1 protein-coding gene is annotated in these 569 nt (G+C 67.3%); it reads left to right on the forward strand.

Translation table 11 applies throughout. The features are described 5' to 3' along the window. On the forward strand, positions 1 to 569 hold a 569-nt coding region (locus HHX31_RS33440), incomplete at both ends, for a sugar phosphate isomerase/epimerase (protein WP_169953810.1).

The following is a 569-nucleotide window of genomic DNA, read 5'->3' on the forward strand; positions in this document are numbered from 1 at the left end:
TTCACGGGGCAGTGGGCGGACCTGCCGTTCGAGGAGGTCTGCCGGCTGGCCTCCGAATGGGGCTACGACGGCCTGGAACTCGCCTGCTGGGGCGACCACTTCGAGGTCGACAAAGCCCTCGCCGACGACTCCTACGTCGAACGCAAGAAGGAAACCCTGGCCAAGTACAACCTCGGGGTGTGGACGATCTCCAACCACCTCCTCAGCCAGGCCGTCTGCGACCACCCCATCGACGAACGCCACAAAGGCATCCTGCCCGCCCGCATCTGGGGCGACGGCGAACCCGAAGGCGTCCGCCAGCGCGCCGCGGAAGAACTCAAGGACACCGCCCGCGCCGCCGCCAAACTCGGCGTCACCACCGTGGTCGGCTTCACCGGCTCCTCCATCTGGCACACCCTCGCCATGTTCCCCCCGGTGCCGCCGTCCATGATCGAAGCCGGCTACGCCGACTTCGCCGACCGCTTCAACCCCATCCTCGACGTCTTCGACGAGGTAGGCGTCCGCTTCGCCCACGAGGTACACCCCAGCGAGATCGCCTACGACTACCACACCACCGTGCGGACCCTGGA

It is taken from the genome of Microbispora sp. H11081 (genome assembly GCF_012999535.1).
Lineage (GTDB): Bacteria > Actinomycetota > Actinomycetes > Streptosporangiales > Streptosporangiaceae > Microbispora.